Annotated in this window: 17 protein-coding genes and 2 pseudogenes; 9 read left to right on the top strand and 10 right to left on the bottom strand. The window is 38.6% G+C overall.

All coding sequences use genetic code 11. From position 1 onward, the window contains the following. Positions 1-16: 16 nt before the first annotated feature. Complete coding sequence (locus tag CSB87_RS07095) at positions 17-1,264, bottom strand: YihY family inner membrane protein (protein ID WP_002050751.1); 1,248 nt, start codon at positions 1,262-1,264, stop codon at positions 17-19. Positions 1,265-1,544: 280 nt separating this feature from the next. Between CSB87_RS07095 and wrbA the strand changes: the two genes are divergently transcribed. Further along, positions 1,545-2,147, top strand: a complete 603-nt coding sequence (wrbA, locus tag CSB87_RS07090) for an NAD(P)H:quinone oxidoreductase (protein ID WP_209833828.1) — start codon at positions 1,545-1,547, stop codon at positions 2,145-2,147. Between the two features lie 53 nt (positions 2,148-2,200). On the opposite strand, the gene CSB87_RS07085 is transcribed toward wrbA, so the two are convergent. From CSB87_RS07085 to CSB87_RS07075, 3 genes are all read right to left on the bottom strand, one after another. Next, on the bottom strand, positions 2,201-2,776 hold the full coding sequence (locus tag CSB87_RS07085; protein ID WP_002050789.1) for a xanthine phosphoribosyltransferase: 576 nt from the start codon (positions 2,774-2,776) through the stop codon (positions 2,201-2,203). Positions 2,777-2,847: 71 nt separating this feature from the next. Further along, a complete protein-coding gene (locus CSB87_RS07080) occupies positions 2,848-3,561 on the bottom strand; it encodes a DUF3108 domain-containing protein (RefSeq protein WP_002050776.1) in 714 nt (237 codons plus the stop codon). Between the two features lie 157 nt (positions 3,562-3,718). Continuing rightward, positions 3,719-4,390, bottom strand: a complete 672-nt coding sequence (locus tag CSB87_RS07075; RefSeq protein WP_022576134.1) for a hypothetical protein — start codon at positions 4,388-4,390, stop codon at positions 3,719-3,721. Positions 4,391-4,623: 233 nt separating this feature from the next. Between CSB87_RS07075 and CSB87_RS07070 the strand changes: the two genes are divergently transcribed. Continuing rightward, complete coding sequence (locus tag CSB87_RS07070; protein WP_031953360.1) at positions 4,624-5,508, top strand: energy transducer TonB; 885 nt, start codon at positions 4,624-4,626, stop codon at positions 5,506-5,508. An 88-nt stretch (positions 5,509-5,596) separates the two neighbouring features. Here CSB87_RS07070 and ybeY read toward each other — a convergent pair whose 3' ends face one another. The 3 genes from ybeY to miaB are packed head-to-tail and all read right to left on the bottom strand — an operon-like array spanning position 5,597 to position 8,660. Next, positions 5,597-6,073 carry an rRNA maturation RNase YbeY gene (ybeY, locus tag CSB87_RS07065; RefSeq protein WP_031953358.1) on the bottom strand — a complete coding sequence of 159 codons (477 nt, stop codon included), beginning with the start codon at positions 6,071-6,073 and terminating at the stop codon, positions 5,597-5,599. A gap of 9 nt (positions 6,074-6,082) precedes the next feature. After that, on the bottom strand, positions 6,083-7,171 hold the full coding sequence (locus CSB87_RS07060) for a PhoH family protein (protein ID WP_002050786.1): 1,089 nt from the start codon (positions 7,169-7,171) through the stop codon (positions 6,083-6,085). A gap of 37 nt (positions 7,172-7,208) precedes the next feature. Further along, complete coding sequence (gene miaB / locus CSB87_RS07055; protein ID WP_002050781.1) at positions 7,209-8,660, bottom strand: tRNA (N6-isopentenyl adenosine(37)-C2)-methylthiotransferase MiaB; 1,452 nt, start codon at positions 8,658-8,660, stop codon at positions 7,209-7,211. Positions 8,661-8,947: 287 nt separating this feature from the next. On the opposite strand from miaB, the gene CSB87_RS07050 reads away from it, so the two are divergent. Together CSB87_RS07050 and CSB87_RS07045 are read left to right on the top strand one after the other, a co-directional pair. After that, positions 8,948-10,891, top strand: a complete 1,944-nt coding sequence (locus CSB87_RS07050) for a lytic transglycosylase domain-containing protein (protein WP_031953357.1) — start codon at positions 8,948-8,950, stop codon at positions 10,889-10,891. A gap of 57 nt (positions 10,892-10,948) precedes the next feature. Further along, positions 10,949-11,341, top strand: a pseudogene (locus CSB87_RS07045) (ribonuclease I); the annotation flags it as partial. 18 nt (positions 11,342-11,359) lie between these two features. On the opposite strand, the gene CSB87_RS07040 reads toward CSB87_RS07045, so the two are convergent. Beyond that, positions 11,360-12,182 (bottom strand): IS5-like element ISAba27 family transposase gene (locus CSB87_RS07040; protein ID WP_076611894.1). Its coding sequence is split into 2 segments (ribosomal slippage): positions 11,360-11,800 and positions 11,802-12,182, totalling 822 coding nucleotides; the frame shifts between segments, so codons are not numbered across the junction. Between the two features lie 42 nt (positions 12,183-12,224). On the opposite strand from CSB87_RS07040, the pseudogene CSB87_RS07035 reads away from it, so the two are divergent. From CSB87_RS07035 to CSB87_RS07025, 3 genes and pseudogenes are all read left to right on the top strand, one after another. Next, positions 12,225-12,497, top strand: a pseudogene (locus CSB87_RS07035) (ribonuclease I); the annotation flags it as partial. Between the two features lie 211 nt (positions 12,498-12,708). Continuing rightward, a complete protein-coding gene (locus CSB87_RS07030) occupies positions 12,709-13,695 on the top strand; it encodes a malate dehydrogenase (protein WP_002050778.1) in 987 nt (328 codons plus the stop codon). A 163-nt stretch (positions 13,696-13,858) separates the two neighbouring features. Continuing rightward, positions 13,859-14,104 (top strand): DUF2789 family protein, encoded by a 246-nt coding sequence (locus CSB87_RS07025; protein WP_002050753.1) that lies wholly within the window; start codon positions 13,859-13,861, stop codon positions 14,102-14,104. A gap of 50 nt (positions 14,105-14,154) precedes the next feature. Here the strand turns inward: CSB87_RS07025 and CSB87_RS07020 are convergent, their stop codons facing one another. Both CSB87_RS07020 and CSB87_RS07015 read right to left on the bottom strand, forming a co-directional pair. Then, on the bottom strand, positions 14,155-14,682 hold the full coding sequence (locus tag CSB87_RS07020; RefSeq protein ID WP_031953356.1) for a hypothetical protein: 528 nt from the start codon (positions 14,680-14,682) through the stop codon (positions 14,155-14,157). 68 nt (positions 14,683-14,750) lie between these two features. Continuing rightward, positions 14,751-15,356, bottom strand: a complete 606-nt coding sequence (locus CSB87_RS07015) for a 2OG-Fe(II) oxygenase (protein ID WP_031953353.1) — start codon at positions 15,354-15,356, stop codon at positions 14,751-14,753. Between the two features lie 117 nt (positions 15,357-15,473). Here CSB87_RS07015 and CSB87_RS07010 point away from each other — a divergent pair, with 117 nt between their 5' ends. After that, positions 15,474-16,331 (top strand): 23S rRNA (adenine(2030)-N(6))-methyltransferase RlmJ, encoded by an 858-nt coding sequence (locus CSB87_RS07010; protein WP_004711861.1) that lies wholly within the window; start codon positions 15,474-15,476, stop codon positions 16,329-16,331. A 41-nt stretch (positions 16,332-16,372) separates the two neighbouring features. Next, the gene (pssA, locus tag CSB87_RS07005) at positions 16,373-17,206 is read left to right on the top strand and encodes a CDP-diacylglycerol--serine O-phosphatidyltransferase (RefSeq protein WP_002050746.1); all 834 of its coding nucleotides are present in this window, start codon (positions 16,373-16,375) and stop codon (positions 17,204-17,206) included. Positions 17,207-17,214 lie beyond the last annotated feature (8 nt).

Raw genomic sequence — 17,214 nt, 5'->3', positions numbered from 1 at the left:
TGTTATGAGTTGAATATTATTTCTCTTCAAAAATTGTTGAAAGTGGAATTGAGAGTTTCGCAGCTAAATAGTCATTTGATTCTACTAAAGCAGGGCCAATTCTTTCCATCCATTCATCATCATCATGTACATTTAATACATCCGGACGTAAAGGAAGTGGATAAGGCAATGCAGTAAAGAAGCTCCAAAAATCGACTTGAGATAAATTACGCACTAAAACATATTCATCTTTATCTGTACGTTTCACTAAATTTTGCTCTTCAAGCAAAACAACATAAGCGGGCCAACGGCCAATCTCACCACGGCCTAAAATTGCCAATGCTTCTTTATCACTTACACTTTCACCGAGTTTTTGCTTTTTATAAAATAATTCTAAAATATCAAGTAGCATGAGTACGGGATGTCTTTTTTGTTCTTTACCCGAGTGAAAAGCAGTAAGCGCAAAACTCACCTCGACACCGAGCAACACAATATTCCAAGATAAGAAGACCCATAATAGGAAAATAGGCACTGCTGCAAATGCACCATATATGATTTCATAACTGGTAAAGTTTGACATCACAAAGCTAAATAAATTTTTGAGTATTTCAAACAATACAGCACTCAAACATGCGGCAATTGCTGCTGAAAATAGAGGGACTGTGCGGTTGGGAATAGTCCAATATAAAATGAAAAAACCTAGAACAGTAAGAACAAAAGAAATAAGCCAGAGCAAGAATGCACCATCAAGTTGATAGCCCGTGAAGTTATTACTCAATAAGTTCATAGATGCAACAGTTGATGAAATAACAAATGCACTGCCTAAAATAATCGGACCAAGTGAGATAATGGTCCAATAACGCATAAAGCCAACAATGCCGCTACGGGTTTCTTTTACTCGCCATATACGATTAAAAACAGTTTCAATTGTTGTCAGCATTAAAACTGTGGTGACAAATAGAAATAACACGCCAATCACAGTTAAATTGCTAGATTTTTCAGTAAAAGCATTAAGTGCTTTATCAAATGCAATTGTGCTTTTAGGTAAAAAATTACTATAAATTAAGTGCTGTAACTGTTGTCTGGCTGGTTCTAACGCTTTAATTGAAGAAATAATAACTAAAAATACCGTTAGCATCGGCACAACGGCAAAAAGAGTTGTGTAGGTGAGAGAGCCAGCTTGTTCCCGGCAGCGATCAGCTTCGAAACGCTTAATTACGAATAAAATAAATTGAAACCAGGTCTTGTTATAAAAAGGAAGTCTCTTCAAAAAACGTTCTAACATGCGTCATCTATCCCGATTTTTTTAATCATGATGTGGGTGATTGATATTCACCGGTGTATTCGGTTGAGAACACTATGGTTGGTGTGAGGAAAACTTTAACCTAAAGAATAAAAAAGTATTCTGAAAGTTCCCTATGTATCATGGTAACAAAAGGTAGTAAAAAGCTTTTACAAATATTTGTTACGGTTGCCTTTAAAAATCAATCACCTTTAAAATTTCATAAAATTGGCTAAGCCAAAAAAATAAAAAATACCGTATAGTGTTCTTTTTAACAAAATTCATGAAACCGATGCAACCTTACATTCTTGTGCTTTATTACAGTAAATATGGTTCTACTAAAGAAATGGCGCATCTTATTGCGAATGGTGTTGAATCTGCAGGTATCAGCGTAAAAATACGAACAGTACCCAATATTGCAACAGTTGTAACTGAGGCTGAACCGAGCATTCCCGAAGAAGGCGATATTTATTGTACTTTAGAGGATTTAGCCAATTGTGCAGGCTTGGCTCTAGGGTCTCCAACCCGCTTTGGTAATATGGCGAGCGAAATGAAGTATTTTTGGGATCAGACCACAAGTCTTTGGTTGAATGGTGCTTTGCATGATAAACCGGCATGTGTTTTTACTTCTTCTGGTTCAATGCATGGTGGACAAGAAAGTACTTTGTTGACGATGTTGCCTCCATTATTTCATCACGGCATGATGATTTTAGGTTTGCCAAATTCTATTCCTGCGTTGTCGAATACGAAAACTGGCGGAACTCCTTATGGTGCAAGCCATGTGAGTGGTCCTAGACATGACCAAAATTTAAGCCAAGATGAAAAGCTTTTATGTGAAGCACAAGGTAGACGTTTAGGTGAAGTGGTAAAAAAACTTTGCCTATAGTTTATAAAAATAAAAAAAGAGCGGAAGTCCGCTCTTTTTTTATTGAAACAATTTTATTCTTTAACAAAAGTTACTGTGCCATCAGTAAGTGATTTAACACGTGCTAATGACTCAACGCGGTAACCTTTCTCAAGCAATAAATCGCGGCCAGGTTGGAATGATTTCTCAATCACAATACCAACACCTACAACCTCTGCGTTTGCTTGGTGAATTAAGTCAATCAAACCAAGTGCAGCTTGACCATTTGCCAAAAAGTCATCAATTACTAAAGCTTTATCGCTTGAGTTGATGTGTTTATTTGAAATAGCAATAGTACTTTCTGTTTGTTTAGTAAAACTAAACACTTTGGCGCGATATAAATCGTCTTTCAAAGTCAGCGATTGATATTTACGAGCAAAAATCACAGGTACACCAAGTTCTAAACCTGCCATGATTGCTGGCGCAATACCTGAAGCTTCAATGGTAATAATCTTGGTAATCCCTGCATCTTTGAAGCGAGCGGCAAATTCTTTACCAATCTGCTGCATGAGGACAGGGTCAATTTGGTGATTTAAGAAAGCGTCGACTTTCAACACTTGATCAGATAGAACGATACCTTCTGTTAAGATTTTCTGTTCTAGTGCGTGCACGGGAGAATCCTCTAGACGGATGCTTTTAAAGCAAATGCGTATTTTAAAAAGCATCCGAAAAAATGCAAGCTTTAATTCGTTTTACCGCTATAACTTGTTAATAACAAACCATAAGATGTTTTGCCATCAATATGACTTACCTTAACCGGTAAATAGTCTAATTTAGGCGCTAGCCAGAAAATCGTACTACGATCTGGTCGGCCATGTTCTAAGACAACTTTTACAGTATCAAAAGTGCCATAAGAAGTTTTAATTTTTTCGCTGCCTTGTTTTACAAAACGGCGGTTTTCAACTTCTTTTGCATCGGCAAGAGGGTACGAAGACTTAAGTGAACCATTTTTTAAATCTTCACGCACTTGCAATTCAGCATTTAGCTCGTCAAGTACGCCAGGCTGCCAAGCAAATGTTCGTGCTTTATCATCTTTCTTGGTGCTAATTGTCTTATTGCCAGGGTTAAAATTAATATTCATAGTATTGTTATGAATTAAAATTTTACTGGTACGGCTAAAGCTTTGTGATCCGATTTTGCCATTTGCAAAACTAAATTTACTTGTTTCGCTCGCAGAAGCAATTCCGCCTGCTTTTGCAGTGAATAGATAAGTCCAGTTATTGCCTTGTTGACTAAGTGCGCGTGTTGCTGAACCCATGCCTTTATTATTATAGGTAAACTGATAATTTGCCTGAAATGGGCTCATGGCAAGTGCATGGCTAGAGAAACTTGCAATAAGCAAAGTTGTCGAAATACCAGTTGCGATGCTAAATGATTTCAGAAATTTTGTTGCCATAAGTAAATATCCTTGTACAGACTGAAAGGTCAGTGCTGATGCATCTATGACTTTTGCATATTATGCCTGTTGATCATGGAGAAAAAATCAGGATTTATGCTAAATATGTAATCTCTTTGTGTTTTTTAACAGTGAATTACTTTGGTTCATACAGTTGTTATGCATCTTTTTGCTGTATTGGCGTAATTTCAGTGTCTTCAAGATCATCTTCAAAGTCATCTTCTTGGTCTCGGAAAAGTAACGCGGCAAGATTGACGTTACCAAAGACGACTAATTCTGCTTCACGTACTCGAGCATAGTTGATATGCACCTTTCCTAAGGTTTCAATAATGCTGGCTTTTTTACCGAACCAACGATTTAGGTCTAGAAAGATAAGGTCGTCTTTTTCTTGGGCTACGTTAAAACGCTCTAAAATCATGCCCAATGGATCTTTTTTTAGAATTTTGTGATAGTAAAAAATAGCAGCTTTTACAGCAATTTTTTGCCAGAAATTTTTATATTTAGCTTCTACAATTTGTGTATTACTAATTTGTTCAAATACAATAAGTTGCTGTTCTTTGTTGAATTCCATCTGTATCAATTTTAAGTCGACAGATAAAGTTGTCTCTAAACCTTTAACATGCATTGTGGCATATAGCCTTAACCAGTCATGATAAAGGTCTGCATGTAGATCATCTAAAAACTCGACATTATTAGTCACGTAACGTTCTAAGGTCGCATTTAAAAAAGTTTGCGACAATGTAAAATCTCTTTCTTCCTCAATGAAGGCTTCAGCTTTTCGGTAGACTTTATGAAGACGTTTGACTAATGAGGAAAATAGCGTTTGCATAAAAGAACTTCCAGAAGATGAATTATTAAAGAAACAACACACTCTTTATTATGTTAAAAACAGGTTTTGATATTGCAGTGTAACAAATTTAATTGATACATTTTCACAAAATGAAAATGGATAAAAACCCATATTTGAAGTGAATCACACTTTTATCCATATTTGAATATCAGTTTGTATTTTGTTCGGTTATTAATACTCTGGGGAAAAGGCATTTATATGCTTTTAAGATTATGTTGAAAAAAAGAAGTCTTTCTATAGAGCCTTTTCATTATTGGTGGCAAGACCGAGTCTTTATTGTCGCGATAATACTCGCAATCTTATTGCATACTTTTATACTGCTCATCCATTTTGCGATGCCTGCACCATCAGAACAATCGACTAAAGAAATTGCGATATCGGTTCGTCCTACAGAAGAGATCGTTAAGCATGCAGACTTTTTAGCTCAAGCAGACCAGCAGGGTTCGGGAACTTTTCGAACGGCTCATCGAATGTCCAGTAATTCTCCGACGCCTATGCCGACTGATGCTTCAACTGGCGAAGCTCAGTTAGACACTTTGGAAAAAGTGCAGCAACAAAGAGAACTTAAATTTGAAGAAAAAGTATTAATGACTGTGTTGAGTTGGCAGAAACAAGAAGAGGAGAGCCAAAGGAAAAAAGCACTTGAACAGTTACAGAGCCAATTTCAGGCAAAAGCCGCAATGGTCGCGAGCCTTGAAGCTCAATATTTGCAACGTCAGCAAGATTTCAGTCGCCAACAAAAAATAAAAACAGTAGATGGTATTCAAGCCAAGAAAGATGCCTCAGCAGCTTATCTAGATAAATTCCGTGAAAAAGTAGAGCTTTACGGTAACCGCTATTATCCAGAAGAAGCCAAGCAGCAACAGCTAAAAGGTGAAGTCCGCCTTATGGTGATTTTAAATGCTCAAGGGGGAATTCGTGCAATTTGTTTACTTGAAAGTTCAGGGCATCCAGTTTTAGATGAGGCAGCAAAGGCATCAGTACGCCGTGGAGCACCGTTTGGTCGTTTTGATGCAAATATGAAGGATATTTCCGAGTTACGTATTGTACGTACTTGGCGTTTTGATCCAGCTGAAGCCGAGTTTGAAGTTCATTAATGAAAAAATGTGGATAACTTTTAGGATATCCACATTTTAAAATCAATTAAGAAGCTATTTGCGTTCTTAATGGTTTGAGAGAAATTGGTTATTCCTGATAAGGATTAGCAATATTGAGTTTAGCTAAAATTTCGATCTCTAAACCTTCCATTTCTTCTGCATCTTCATCACTTATTTCATGGTCATAGCCGAGTAAGTGCAGAACACCATGTACTAAAAGATGTGCAAAATGATTTTGGGCAGTTTTCTTTTGTTCCAGAGCTTCTTGTAATACCACTGGAATACAAATCACCAAATCACCTAGTGGTAATGCATCAAGCATTGGTAGGACTTCTTCGGGAATGTCGCTTGGAAACGAGAGAACATTGGTGGGTTTATCTTTCTCACGATATTGCAAGTTAAGTTGATGACTTTCTTCCAGATCAACACAGGCAACACCAATTTCACAGTCTTCTTTGTAGCCAACGTGGCGTAAAGTTGTCTCAATAATTTTTTTGAGTTGAGCTCGTTTGAGCTCTAACTCATGGGATTGAAAGTCTTGTTGTAAACTTAAACTGATTTTCAAAGTGAATCCTTAGGCATCCTGATGTTGCAGGTCTGCTGCTGTATCGTTTTCAGCGACTAATGCTTCTTGGCGTGCTTTACGTTCAGCGCGTGCTTCAGCATTAAGACGCTGTTGTTCACCATCCCAACCTTCATACGCTTCAACAATTTTTTGAACAAGTTGATGACGTACAACGTCGCGAGAATGGAAACGGGTAATATGAATTTCTTTAATGTTCTCAAGTACACGAAGGGCGTGTGCCAAACCGGATTGTTGGCCTCGAGGTAAATCTACTTGAGTAATGTCACCTGTAATCACTGCACGAGAGCCAAAACCTAAACGGGTCAAGAACATTTTCATTTGTTCAGGCGTAGTGTTTTGCGCTTCATCCAAAATTACAAATGAATGGTTAAGTGTACGGCCACGCATATAAGCAAGAGGCGCCACTTCAATCACTTGACGCTCGATTAACTTGGCAACTTTTTCAAAGCCAAGCATTTCGTAAAGGGCATCGTAAAGAGGACGTAGGTATGGATCAATTTTCTGGGTGAGATCACCAGGTAAGAAACCGAGCTTTTCTCCTGCTTCTACCGCAGGGCGAACAAGTAAAATCCGCTGGATTTCATTACGCTCTAACATGTCGACTGCGGCGGCAACTGCTAAATAAGTCTTACCTGTACCAGCAGGGCCTACACCAAAAGAAATATCGCTTTGTAAAATACGTTGTACATAGCGTTTTTGATTGGCACCACGTGGATTAATGCGACCTTTTCGAGTCTGGAAATAGACATCCATTGGCGCATCATGCTCTTCCATCTCTTCACCAACTAACTCGAAATTACGTTCAGTTTGTGAAGATTGAATCAAGAGATGTAATAGATCAGCACTGATTTGCTGAGACTCTTCAGTTTCTTCGTAGAGTCGTTGCAATAATGCTTCGGCTCTCCCAACAGCATCTATCTCACCATCTATGTGAAAAACATCTCCACGATGAGTAATTTTGACATCTAAACGCTGTTCGATTTGCTTAAGGTGCCCATTATAGGCACCCAAGATGCTCTTTAAACGTTCCATTGAAATTTCAGGAAATGTTACGGTACGTCGAATCGCTGCAGTCAAGAGAAAACCTTTCAGTAGACTTTAGAATACCTCTACATTACGCCACGTCAGGCTCAAGATTCAAGAGTTCACCGTAAACTAAATTTAAAGTTTTAATTTCAGTAATCTCGATCTCGGCAAAACGGCCAACCCAAGAAGCATCACCTACAAAAGTTACTAAGCGAGTATTGTCTGCTGTACCTACTAAAATATTAGGATCTTGATCAGACACTTTCTCGATAAGTACACGTTCAATTTTGCCAAGCATTGCATCAGTTTTTTCAATACTAGATTGCTTAATGACTTGTTGAACTTGTGCTAAACGTTCTTTTTTAACATGTTCAGGAGTTGTATCTGGTAAGTCAGATGCTGGTGTGCCAGGGCGTTTTGAGTAAACAAAGCTATAAGAGTGATCGAAGTCTAAATCTTTGATAAATTGCAATGTTTCTGCAAAGTTTTCGTCAGTTTCTCCTGGGAAACCAATAATAAAATCGCTCGATAAATGCATATCCGGGCGTATTTTACGTAACTTGGCAATCTTGTCGATGTATACATCAATGGTGTGATTTCGCTTCATTGCTTTAAGTACATCGTTAGATCCACTTTGTACAGGCAAATGTAAGTGTGAAACCATTTGAGGTAAATCTTCATAACACTGGATAAGTTCATCAGAGAACTCAAGCGGGTGTGAAGTTGTATAACGTAAACGGCCAATTCCAGGAATTTCTGCAACGAGTCGTAACAATTCAGGGAAGGTACAAATACCACCTTCGAATGTTTCACCACGATATCCGTTTACATTTTGACCAAGTAAGCTAATTTCACGAACGCCTTTTTCAGCAAGACCCGCGATTTCTGCAAGCACATCATCAAGTGGACGAGAAACCTCTTCACCACGAGTATATGGAACCACACAGAAAGAGCAGTATTTAGAGCAACCTTCCATAATAGAAACGAATGCTTTGAAACCTTCTACGCGTGGTTCAGGTAAAAAGTCGAACTTTTCAATATCAGGGAATGAAATATCAACGAGCTTAATTTTTTCTTTTTTCGGCTTTTCCACTTGTGCATGATGTTGGTCAAGCATTTGTGGTAAACGGTGTAAGGTTTGTGGGCCAAAAATCATATCGACATACGGCGCACGCTTTTGAATGTTGTCACCTTCTTGAGATGCAACACAACCACCTACACCAATCACAAGGTCAGGATTTTGCTCTTTTAGTTTGCGCCAGCGGCCTAATTCACTAAATACTTTCTCTTGTGCTTTTTCACGGATAGAACATGTATTCATGAGCAGAATATCTGCTTCATTAGGGTTAGTTGTTAAAACGTAACCGTGAGAATCCCCTAAAAGGTCTGCCATACGGTGACTGTCATACTCATTCATCTGACACCCTTGAGTTTCAATATATAATTTCTTTATTGAAACATCAGTGGTGTGCGTTGGCTGGGTAACAGTGTTTTCTGAGGCAGCTTTGGCACCATTGGGAATGAAGGTTTGAACCGTCATGTAGGCTCCTAACAGATCGATCTAAATAAATAATAAAATGACCCAAAACGGGTCAAACCGATCATTATAGCAGTATTTGAGCCAGACAGATAACAATAAACTGCCATAAGCTGCACATGATTTATGAAGACAAATGACATAAATTTTAATGATGTCGAATCAGATAGTTACATAACACAACAAAAGAATGTACGAAGAATAATTAAACTATGTCTAAAGGTGGATAGTCAGGGTTTAGCACATTTATGAGACCAGGTAAAAAGAGCTCATCAAACAAGAGTCGTGTGATGAAAAATAAATATGCACATCGTAGCTGGTTAGGAGCTGTGTGTTTACTTGGTTGTTCATTGTCTTATGCCGCAGAAGAACAATTTAACGATGCATTAAATGCCGCCAATAGTGGTAATACTGCTTTATTAGATCAATATCAGGCTGCAATGCAAAATGATGTGTTGGGCTATTATCCTGAATACTGGAAGTTAAACAGTAATTTAGGATTTCAATCTCCAACATCAATTGTAAGTTTTGCCCAGCGCTATCCACAATCTGCTATGGCAGAGAAGCTTGCAGCGGATTATGTTGAAGAAAAAGTTAAACAAGCTGATTTTGTATCTGCACAGCCATTGTTACCTTATGTCTCTAACCCTGACCCAGCCGAAAATTGTGCTTTGGCTCAGGTACGAGCTAAAAGTGGTGATGCATTGGTATTTGCAGAATATAAAGATGTTTGGTTAGCCACTGAGTCACAACCAGACTCTTGTGTTGGGCTAGGCCGTATGATGCTTACCAGTCCATTAATGAGTACCCAAGATAAGCAACAGCGTCTGTGGGTACAGCTACGTTCAGGCTTATCAGGACAAGCTCTTGCAACTGCTCAAAGTCTTGGAATGAATCTTTCTTTGGCTCAGCTCAACCAGATTCAGGCGAATCCTCTTAATTATTTATGGACCGCTCCAAAGACCAACGATGTAGATTATGCCTATTTGATTTTCGCATTAGGCCGTTTAGCGAATAATGATTTAGGTAACGCTTTTGCAAATGTACAGCGTGTAGCGCAAGGTACTCCAGAGAGCGTGCAAAAGTATCTTTATCGAACCGTGGCTTATATCGGTGGCACGACGGTGATGAAAAATAACTTTAACCGTGAAGTACTTCAATATTTTGATGCCAGCTATGGTTATCCGCTAAGTCCTGAAGAAGCTGAAATTTATGCACGACAAGCTATTCGCTTTAGCGCATGGGAAAGCTTAATTCGTGCGATTGATAGCATGTCAGTTTCCCAGAAACAAGAAGATCGCTGGCAATATTGGTTAGCCCGTGCGACAGAACAACGTGGCGATAGTAACTCTAAAAACACGGCACAGCGTATTTATAAAAAATTAGCTGAAAGTGGAGATGATTATCACAATCTTCTTGCAAAAGACCGTTTAGGTGTACGTTATAACCATCAGCCATATAACGACGAGCCGACTGCAAGCGATTTACGCCGTCTAGATCAAAATATTCACTTTAATCGTGCATTTACTTTAAGACGTATTAACGCAAATCCAACGTATACCAACCGTGAATGGAACTGGGCAGTCCGTCAGGCATATCTTCAGCATGACGATGGATTATTATTGGCTGCGGCAAAACGTGCTCACGATATGGGATGGTATGATCGTGCAATTTACGCAGCAGATCGTACAACGAATAAACATAATGATACGTATCGTTATGTGACTCCGCATAAGACTAATGTCGTAGGTCATAGTTACAATGCTGGAATTGATCCTGCGTGGGCTTATGGTTTAATGCGTCAAGAAAGTCGGTTTGTTACCTCGGCACGTTCTCATGTAGGAGCTGGTGGCCTTATGCAAATTATGCCTGATACAGCAAAGTTGATTGCTCGTCAGATGGGGGAGACATATAATCCGGCGGCGTTAAGTGAAATGAATACCAATATTCGTTATGGAACATTTTATTTATCAATGATTCAAGGGCAGTTAAGCAATAACCCTGTTTTAGCGACAGCAGGCTATAATGCTGGCCCAAATCGTGCAAGACGTTGGCAACCCGATTACCAACCGATTGAAGCTGATCAATATACAGAAACCATTCCATTGCTTGAGACTAGAGATTATGTCAAGCATGTCATGACAAATGCGACCCATTATGGAGTGGTGTTGGGGCAAGGCGCTCAGTCGCTAATACAGCGTATGAAAGTCATTCCAATGCGATCATCACCTTAATTTTAGATGATGAATGATGGAACATTCTTTTAATTGGCATAACCAAGTTTTAATTAAATGAAATATAGATATCTAGGACTTCATCCAATATCGCAACTTGCATGGTGGCTCATCTGTGCAAGCATTGGATTGATGAGTTCTGTTTTACATGCGGAACCTGTAAACGTGCAAGGTTATGTCATGCATGTTCAGATGACGCCTGCTGTCTGTTCGTTAGATCCTTCTAAACAGAAGCAGCGTAAATGTCTTGAAGGGTACTCACTCACAATTACGGGTTTAATGCCTGAAACAACTAGAACGGACTGTTCAACTGAAAGTTCTGCCACCCTTTCGCCCTTGCAAGCTAAAGTTGTTGCTCGAGTGATGCCAGACAACAACGCTCGTGTGCAACTTTGGAAGAGTGTTGGTGGCTGTGTACCTATGAACGCCAGTCAGTATTTCCGTACAATAGACCTCTTGCGAAAGTCGTTATTGCAAGTTCATCCGATTTACCAGTGCAGCGATTAAGTTAATGCGTAAACCGAATCTTTTCCGTCTATTTCGATAGCGTTCACTTAATATTCTAAATGTTTTCAATTGACTATTAATATGTTCGATCACAACTCGTATTTTTCCAATCATTTTATTGTACTTTTTCTCAACATCAAATAAGGGTAAATTCTTCTTTTTCTTTATTGGCATCAATAATTTAAAGCCATCTTGCTCTAATCCGTAGTACCCTAAATCGGTCATAACATATTTACAATGTTTGAATTTTTTAACCGTTCTTCTTGCCAATTTAATGTCATGCTGACTGCCATTCGATATATCTAGCCCTATGATTTGTTTGCTGTTCGGATGATAGATCACTTGTGCTTTTAGCGTATGTTTCTTCTTTTTACCACTGTAGAACTTACTCTGATTTTTTTTTCGGACGTTCTATTGAACATTCTGTCGCATCAATAATGACCCAGTTAAACTGTTCGTCTGCTGTGGTAATGCTTCGTTTTGGCAGAGTAAACCGTCTTGATTTCATCAATGCATCTTCAACCTTTTTAATGGTTCGATTCACATTACTTTCAGCGATATGGTAATTTGCAGCCAACTCCAATTGAGTGCTGTAATTCCGTAAGTAATTGAGTGTTAATAATAATTGATCCTCTATAGCTAAAGTATGAGGACGCCCAGATTTCTTTTTAAGTGATTCTACTTCTTTTAAAACTTCGATCATTTCACTAAAAACTGGTCGAGGTACACCAACCAAGCGCTGGAATTCAGAATCTGAAAAACGATTTAATTTCTGATATCTCATGAAATTTAGATTGAGGTGGTTTTTACTTTCGCAAGAGGTCTAATTATTAACTTCGCTGAACGATTAAAAATACCTGCCAATTTAACCAGTTCTAGTAATGTAGAAATGCAACAATCTACATTACGTCAACAATTTACAAAGCTTAACCCGAGTTTGCCACAAAATGGCATTCGTTTTTCGTGCCAACTTTCACGTTCCGATGTTGTACTTACTGAAGTTAAAGTTTGCTACACAGTAAATGGCCAATATAAGCAATGTTCAAATCATGTAGTCTCTAATTGCCCAAGTGAAATTACAATTAAAGGTAGCTATTAAGAGTAGCTACCATTTCACAGAAAAATGCTCACCATACATTGAATCTATTTGTAAAGGTTAATTTGTATTTTCTATCAGACTTTTGGTGAAAATGAGTCGCTTTTACATGCATCTGCAACTTCTTTAGAGTACAATCTTTGCCGTTTATGATGATTTGGTTAAGTAGAATCGCTATTTAGCCCGATTAAGGACACTCATTGGAGACAATTACATGAAGCAACCCGTTCGTGTTGCCGTGACTGGCGCTGCAGGTCAAATTGGTTACAGCTTATTATTCCGTATCGCAAGCGGTGAAATGTTAGGTAAAGATCAACCTGTTATTTTACAATTGCTTGAAGTTCCAGTTGAAAAAGCACAACAAGCGCTTAAAGGCGTAATGATGGAACTTGATGACTGTGCTTTCCCTTTATTGGCTGGCATGATCGGGACTGATGATCCTAAAGTTGCATTTAAAGATGCTGACTATGCATTATTAGTTGGTTCTCGCCCACGTGGTCCTGGTATGGAACGTGCTGACTTGTTAAAAGTTAACGGTGAAATCTTCATTGGCCAAGGTCAAGCATTAAACGAAGTTGCTAGCCGTGACGTTAAAGTATTAGTTGTAGGTAACCCTGCAAATACAAACGCTTACATCGCAATGAAATCTGCTCCAGATCTTCCAGCGAAAAACTTCACAGCAATGTTACGTCTTGACCACAACCGTGCATTGACTCAAGTTGCTCAAAAAGCTGGTGTTGCAGTTGCTGACATCGAAAAATTAACAGTTTGGGGTAACCACTCTCCAACAATGTATGCTGACTACCGTTTTGCTACTGCAAATGGTGAAAGCTTAAAAGACAAGATCAACGATCCAGCTTGGAACAAAGACGTATTCCTTCCAACTGTTGGTAAGCGTGGTGCTGCGATTATCGAAGCACGTGGTTTGTCTTCTGCTGCTTCTGCTGCTAACGCTGCAATCGACCATATGCGTGATTGGGCACTTGGTACAAACGGCAAATGGGTAACTATGGGTATTCCATCTGATGGTTCTTATGGTATTCCTGAAGGCGTTATGTTCGGTTTCCCTGTAACAACTGAAAACGGTGAATACAAAATCGTTCAAGGTTTAGAAATCGATGAATTCAGCCGTGAGCGTATCAACTTCACTCTAAACGAGCTTGAAGAAGAACGTGCAGCAATTGCTGATATGCTAAAATAATTCATTAGTTAAATGAATTGGAAAAGCACTCTCTTGTAGGGTGCTTTTTTATATTTGAAATTTAATAAGAACACACAAAAAACAACAAGAAAATATAGACCTAGATATACAACTAACATCTATTGTTGCTAGATTATTGAAAAGAAGCCATGGGAGAATAACAATGTTTGAACAGCAACCGACATTACAACTTTTATTCGAGCAATTGGGTTTAGATGCTGATGACGTGAGTATTGAAAATTTTATAAAAACGCATCAGTTACCCGCTGAGCAGAAGTTACATGAAGCATCTTTTTGGTCCCAAGGTCAAAGTGATTTCCTAAAAAGCCATTGGGAAAAAGATGATGAGTGGATTGTCGTCATTGATGAACTTAATGAGCAGCTACACGAAGATAGTGTAAAAAAATAACCAAATAAAAAGGCCTGTTTATAAATAACAGGCCTTTTAAAATTCACACTTTAGTGGGTTTTGAATTTTAATAAATCTTTATACCATGGCTCATGGCGTATTGGATGAAATACCGGATGTTCATGAACCAACTCAAGATCACATTGAGCAGTTGATAAATATTTTGTAAGCCAATGTCGGGTAAGAGCTGGTTTTTCCTGCGCTGCCGAAGCATAAGCCAAGAAAAAGTATATATCACTATGGTGATGGTGAGCTAAGGGCTTTAAAATTTGCTGTGCAATGAGCGCAAAGCGTTTTTCTTTATTTAGCTCAAAATAAATCATATACGCTTTAGCTAAATGAAGAGATAAATTCAAATACAAACGCATCGGCATTTCATCGTATTCCATACGAGCTTGCTCAAGCAAAACAATAGCTTCTTGCAAAAAATGAATTTGCTCTTGACGAACACGGCTTAATACAACGAGCTGCATACGTAAATCTGCACGTTCCAAAGCAAGTTCGGGCGTATTCTCAGTTAAATAGAGTTGGTCTGTTTCACCAATTCTGCTCACAATCATTTTTGTTTCAATAGACATACGCCTTCGCCCTTTTTAATCAATAGCTCTTATATCGGGTTTATTTAAGAAATTTAAAGAGCACTTATCTAACCCCAAATCGAGTTTCCACTACGAAGCCAAGCTGTAATTGATAAACGCTGCTGTTTAGAAACTAAAACTTCATGAAGCAAATTACTTTGGAAAATAACTAGGCGATTAGGTTCTGGCGTAATAATGTGCCAAATATCATTTTTGTCCTGCAAGCGTAATTGTCCTCCCCAATCATCCTGCCATTCAGCATGTAAATAATAAACAGTAGAAATAATACGATCATTTTTTTGTTGAGGATTATCTCGATGTAATGCATAAAATTCACCTGCGTTATAACAGGCAAAATGCGCTTCAACCTCTTTAATTCCTAAAAAGAAAGCTTGATTTAGATGTTGGCAAAATGAAGTTAGGGTTTCGACATGTTGTTCGGCAATAGGAAGTGACTCATTAATCCATAAAATATGATCGCTTCGAATAGTACTCACTACACCATTTTGAATCCCTGCTTCACGGAATTCATCAAAGTGATGACTACACTCTGTGGCAACTTGAGCAAGATACTCAGTAGAATAGGCATGGTTTACAATTGCAAAACCATGTGCATTTAAGTCATCTAAAATCTGGTTCAGATGCCAACTGTCAGGAAGTGGTCGAGAGCGCATATAACCTCATATCGATCGTAAGAAAATCAAGCAGCCTTATTTTAGATGATCACAACCTTACGAAAGAATATTTTTTTCATGTTAAACTATTCGTTGAATTGAGGAATTAAAGTCAACATGAATTACCGTCACCATTTCCATGCGGGCAACTTTGCAGATGTTATGAAGCATGTGCTTTTGCTACAGCTTCTCAACCGTTTAAATGCTAAAGATAAACCTTATCGTTATATCGATACGCATGGAGGGGCAGGAAAATATGATCTATCTCAAGCACCTGCACAAAAGTCAGGAGAATTCCTAACGGGTATTCATCGTCTTGTACAGCTTTCTGAAATGGAAAAGCGTCAAGCTCCTGAAGCAATCCAGCAATACTTAAAACTCGTAGAAGAATTACGTACTGAAGAAGGTAAAGGTAGCTATCCGGGTTCTCCTTGGTTTGCTTTGCAAGGTATGCGTGAAATCGACAAAGCGACTATATTTGAAATGCAGCGCGATGTTTTTCAGCAATTACGTCATAACATTCGCGATAAACGTGCAGGTTTACATGAGCGTGATGCATATGAAGGTCTGCTCGGTGTAATTCCACCGAAAGAAAAGCGCGGTCTGGTTATGATTGACCCGCCTTACGAATTAGAACGTAAAGACTTTCCACAATTGGTTGAGCTCTTGCAAAGCGCTTATAAGAAATGGCCAACAGGTGTCTTTGCAGTTTGGTATCCAATCAAAGACCGCGCAATGATTGAACGTTTTGAAAAGAAAATGTTCAAAACTGGAATTCGCCGTCAATTAATTTGTGAAATTTGTGTATGGCCAGATGACACACCTGTAGGTCTGAATGGTTGTGGTTTATTGGTAATTAACCCACCTTGGCAGTTCTCTGAGCAAGCAGACCAAGCCCTACAATGGTTATTTCCTCACTTACGTATGCAAGAAACAGGTGGTCACGCTGCTGTTCGCTGGTTAGTGGGTGAGTAATAATTAATCTAAATCAATGCACATGTTTGGAATAGAAAATAATGACAAATGCGCCTAAACCAGAGCAAGATTTAACTCATAATGAACATTCTTTTGATGGGATTACGTTCGAAGTGGTTGAAGAAGAAGATAATCCGGAAGGACAAAAAGTGAAGCGCCGAGGTATTTATCTTTGGCCTAACTTAATCACGACAGCCGCTTTGTTGTCTGGTTTCTATTCCATTATTGCAAGTATGAATGGCGAATTTACACAAGCGATCTATGCCATTTTTCTTGCTGCTTTGTTCGATGGATTAGATGGACGTGTTGCCCGAGCTATTGGTGCTCAAAGTGCTTTTGGTGAGCAATATGATTCTTTATCTGATTTGTTAGCATTTGGTGTGGCGCCAGCAATGCTGATGTATAGCTGGAGTCTCCATGATTTAGGTCGCATCGGCTTAGCATGCTGTTTTGTTTATACGGCTTGTGCAGCATTCCGTTTGGCGCGTTTTAATGTTCAAATTGGAGTAGTTGATAAACGCTATTTTATTGGTATTGCAAGTCCATTAGCTGCAATTATCATTATTTCGCTTGTATGGGTGGCTCGTGATTATCCGTTTATTTTCGATTTACGTGATATTGCGATTCAGGTCATTAATGCGGTAATCATGGTTGTTGTTGGTTTACTTATGATTTCCAATATTAAATATTATTCATTTAAGCAAATGGACCGCAAACGTGTTCCTTTTGTAGTTATGTTGCCGGTAGTACTGATTTTTGCAGCAATCACTTATAATATCCCAATGGGTATTCTGATTGTTTCAATCATCTATGCTCTATCAGGTTTTGTTACCACACTTTTAGCTAAAAAAAATAACGAGACTATCAAAACATAAATTAGATG

It is taken from the genome of Acinetobacter sp. AR_0276 (genome assembly GCF_003000705.1).
Classification (GTDB): Bacteria; Pseudomonadota; Gammaproteobacteria; order Pseudomonadales; family Moraxellaceae; genus Acinetobacter; species Acinetobacter nosocomialis.
Note: the sequence above shows the minus strand (reverse complement) of the source record. Positions and strands in the feature narration are given on the sequence as shown.

Coding starts and splice junctions, on each gene's coding strand:
- CSB87_RS07080 (WP_002050776.1), bottom strand. CDS start 3,561: ATGGCAACAAAATTTCTGAAATCATTTAGCATCGCAACTGGTATTTCG.
- miaB (WP_002050781.1), bottom strand. CDS start 8,660: ATGACGGTTCAAACCTTCATTCCCAATGGTGCCAAAGCTGCCTCAGAA.
- wrbA (WP_209833828.1), top strand. CDS start 1,545: ATGAAACCGATGCAACCTTACATTCTTGTGCTTTATTACAGTAAATAT.
- CSB87_RS07025 (WP_002050753.1), top strand. CDS start 13,859: ATGTTTGAACAGCAACCGACATTACAACTTTTATTCGAGCAATTGGGT.
- CSB87_RS07015 (WP_031953353.1), bottom strand. CDS start 15,356: ATGCGCTCTCGACCACTTCCTGACAGTTGGCATCTGAACCAGATTTTA.
- pssA (WP_002050746.1), top strand. CDS start 16,373: ATGACAAATGCGCCTAAACCAGAGCAAGATTTAACTCATAATGAACAT.
- CSB87_RS07030 (WP_002050778.1), top strand. CDS start 12,709: ATGAAGCAACCCGTTCGTGTTGCCGTGACTGGCGCTGCAGGTCAAATT.
- CSB87_RS07095 (WP_002050751.1), bottom strand. CDS start 1,264: ATGTTAGAACGTTTTTTGAAGAGACTTCCTTTTTATAACAAGACCTGG.
- CSB87_RS07075 (WP_022576134.1), bottom strand. CDS start 4,390: ATGCAAACGCTATTTTCCTCATTAGTCAAACGTCTTCATAAAGTCTAC.
- CSB87_RS07050 (WP_031953357.1), top strand. CDS start 8,948: ATGAAAAATAAATATGCACATCGTAGCTGGTTAGGAGCTGTGTGTTTA.
- CSB87_RS07070 (WP_031953360.1), top strand. CDS start 4,624: ATGTTGAAAAAAAGAAGTCTTTCTATAGAGCCTTTTCATTATTGGTGG.
- CSB87_RS07020 (WP_031953356.1), bottom strand. CDS start 14,682: ATGTCTATTGAAACAAAAATGATTGTGAGCAGAATTGGTGAAACAGAC.
- CSB87_RS07010 (WP_004711861.1), top strand. CDS start 15,474: ATGAATTACCGTCACCATTTCCATGCGGGCAACTTTGCAGATGTTATG.